This window comes from Spirosoma utsteinense (assembly GCF_014282275.1).
Lineage (GTDB): Bacteria > Bacteroidota > Bacteroidia > Cytophagales > Spirosomataceae > Spirosoma > Spirosoma utsteinense.
The window spans coordinates 1-2,876 of record NZ_VFIA01000117.1 but is presented as its reverse complement, the minus strand read 5'-3'; the positions used below and the strand labels follow the sequence as shown (position 1 = coordinate 2,876).

3 protein-coding genes are annotated in these 2,876 nt (G+C 41.9%); 2 read left to right on the top strand and 1 reads right to left on the bottom strand.

The window, feature by feature from the left end:
* Positions 1 to 171 precede the first annotated feature (171 nt).
* Entirely contained in the window at positions 172 to 783 is a 612-nt protein-coding gene (locus tag FH603_RS27900) for a replication/maintenance protein RepL (RefSeq protein WP_186742608.1), read from the top strand.
* Between the two features lie 916 nt (positions 784 to 1,699).
* Positions 1,700 to 2,122, top strand: a complete 423-nt coding sequence (locus tag FH603_RS27895) for a response regulator (RefSeq protein WP_186742605.1) — start codon at positions 1,700 to 1,702, stop codon at positions 2,120 to 2,122.
* A 2-nt stretch (positions 2,123 to 2,124) separates the two neighbouring features.
* Here the strand turns inward: FH603_RS27895 and FH603_RS27890 are convergent, their stop codons facing one another.
* Positions 2,125 to 2,514, bottom strand: a complete 390-nt coding sequence (locus FH603_RS27890; RefSeq protein ID WP_186742603.1) for a response regulator — start codon at positions 2,512 to 2,514, stop codon at positions 2,125 to 2,127.
* Between the last annotated feature and the right edge of the window lie 362 nt (positions 2,515 to 2,876).

The following is a 2,876-nucleotide window of genomic DNA, read 5'->3' as shown; positions in this document are numbered from 1 at the left end:
GTGGTCGTAACTACCTGATTATCAAGGGGGGTCAGTTTACACTTTGGAAACTGAAAGTTTACGGTCTAGAAACTTTCAGTTTACGTTTTACCCATCAAAACGTAAACTGAAAGTTTGGAGAAAATATTTTTATGGTTTATTATTGCGAATGATTTCGTAAACTATTGTTTTATGAATAGCAGCAATGGCTATAAGAAAATAACTGACTATGCGTCATTTGACGAGAATCCATTTATGGACAATGCTGTCAATGACATTAGAGTCGTAAGAAAGACTCAAATAGTTCGGCCTAAGGATAGTTCAGAAATTCAGCGAATTGTATCACAAGGAGGAGAAGTAACTGGATATTCTGCATTCATGCGCTTCATAGAGGTGGATGAAGAGCGTTTTGCGAAGGTATATTTGAATCAATTTGCTTCCTTTTGGGATCTCCCAAACACGGCTATAAGGGTATTCGGGTATGTGATAAATACCATTAAGCCAAAACAAGATGTTTTCACATTTGACTTAGAAGATTGCCTATCTTACACCAAATACAAGACTAAAAAAAGCGTTTTTGAAGGTTTGTCTGCCTTAATTGAATGCGGTATTATCGCAAGAGGCAATAGACACTATAAGTATTTTATCAATCCGTTAGTAGTGTTTAATGGTGATCGAGTTGCTTTCACTAAAATGTATGTGAAAAAGAAAAGAGACAAAGAAAAGTCAAGCGTCAATCAACTAGATCTCTTTCAAGAAGACATTTTAAAGTTCGAGGAACAGAACTACAAGGATATTGACTGAAACGGACACAAGCGCTGCAAAGGCGCTGAATAGTCAGGCTAAGTTAAAAGACCGTGCTAAACGTCAGCGGCTCTGTGGGGACACAACCGTGAGGATAGGCCGACCCACGACGAGAGTCGTTCACCCCCGGATTGTTAGCTCCAAGCCTCCGGGGGTTTTAAAAGACTTTGGTTAGATTAAAAAAGAGGAAGGTGGAAAGGGCTTGTCTGCTTAGACTGGCCCTTTTTCGTGTCCTACGGCCACGGGATTTTCTGTCATGTCCCCCACTCAAAGAGTCAACAAAGAAGGGAAGATCGTAGCCCCATCTTGACTCTTTGAGTGGGGGACATGACAGAAAATCCTGGGGTTTGGGGCAAAGCCCCAATCATTAACGTAACGTCGCAGACTCCGTTATCTAACTGGAGTGAGAAACAATTGACCTACTGTCAATGTCTTGATTGAGTATTACAAAAATAGTAGAGCCCCAATCTTGATAGCTTGAAGCCATCCGGGGCTATTTGAAAGCTTTAGTTAGATTAAATCCATATCGATTAAAAAGGGCTCGTCTACTTAGACTTGCCCTTTTTCGTGTCCTACGGCCATGGGATTTTCTTAGGCATAGACCACCCCAACTGTACGCAGATGCAGGAAAAAGGGGAAAAAGGAAAAAAGATAAACTACTAGTAGCCCGTCTTCCTTGCCTTTCCCCCTTTTGTCTTTATTGAGACTGTACTTTAGGTTTATAGTCACAAATATTTTCATTTTTTCTTTTTTTCGTACAGTTGGGGTGGTCTATGCCTAAGAAAATCCTGGGGTTTGGGGCAAAGCCCCAATCACTTAAAGCAGCGTCGCAGACTCCGCTAACAGCTGTTTACCCTTTATGTGACTATCTTTATCGCTAATTACTATTATCACTGACCACTGTATAAAACTGATTATGAACAATGATGGACCCGTCATGGTGATTGAGGATGACCCTGATGATCAGTATCTGCTATTAGAAGTATTTAAGAAATTAGGCTACACCAATGAGGTGCTTTATTTTTTTGATGGACAGGAAGCCCTTGACTATTTGAAGGCCACTAATATTACTCCCTTTTTAATACTTTCTGATGTCAACATGCCCCGGCTGGACGGATTTGGGTTACGAGACCAAATACGGATCGATGCGGGCTTACAACTCAGATGTATTCCTTACCTGCTTTTCTCTACGGCAGTCAATCAACAAATGGTTATTAACGCCTACAGTTTGTCGGCTCAAGGCTTCTTCATCAAACAGAACACAATGGCTGAGTTAGAAGAGACTATCTCCATTATCATGGAATATTGGAGACGGTGTGCGGCTCCTAACAAGTTCTGACGTCAGGAAGCTAAATAACTTTGCCAAACCTGATCGACTACTAGCTTCATCTCGGAGAAGCTGTCCGGCTTTCTAATGAAGTCAGCAGCCCCTAAGTTCAAACACACCTGGCGTTCGGTCTCTAAGCCTGAGTACATTACAACAGGTATCTTGTGACAACACTCATGATCGAGAAATACGGGTAGCCAGTCCAAGCCTTTCTCACCCAGTAAAACCAGTTCCAACAGGATTACTTTTGGGCGATTTAGCTTCCACTGGGCCGAACTAAGAAACTCTTCAGGGGAGCAGAACTGATCGATAGTAACCCCGGGTCCCCACCGGCTAAATGCCTGCTGTAAGATAAAACAGTCTTCTCCATCACTATCGACGAGAACTACGCATTTGTCTTCCATAATAGCTCGAGTTTTTCTACTAACCATATCGATTTGGATGTGTACCTAGGTATTGATCGAAAGGGAAAATTATTTTCCGTTTGCGGGTTTGCCTCCGGTACTTAACTTTGCTGGTCTGATTGTGTAGCCAGCCATGTTTACCACCTTAAAAACCTCCCTACGGTCAGCTTTTAAGGTGGTAAACGGCTGTCTTTTCCTCCGACTGTCAGAAAAGTGCCCTAAACAGGATATAGTAAGAGCCTAAGAAGCAAGTGGTCGTAACTACCTGATTATCAAGGGGGGTCAGTTTACACTTTGGAAACTGAAAGTTTACGGTCTAGAAACTTTCAGTTTACGTTTTACCCATCAAAACGTAAACTGAA

Coding starts and splice junctions, on each gene's coding strand:
- FH603_RS27895 (WP_186742605.1), top strand. CDS start 1,700: ATGAACAATGATGGACCCGTCATGGTGATTGAGGATGACCCTGATGAT.
- FH603_RS27890 (WP_186742603.1), bottom strand. CDS start 2,514: ATGGAAGACAAATGCGTAGTTCTCGTCGATAGTGATGGAGAAGACTGT.
- FH603_RS27900 (WP_186742608.1), top strand. CDS start 172: ATGAATAGCAGCAATGGCTATAAGAAAATAACTGACTATGCGTCATTT.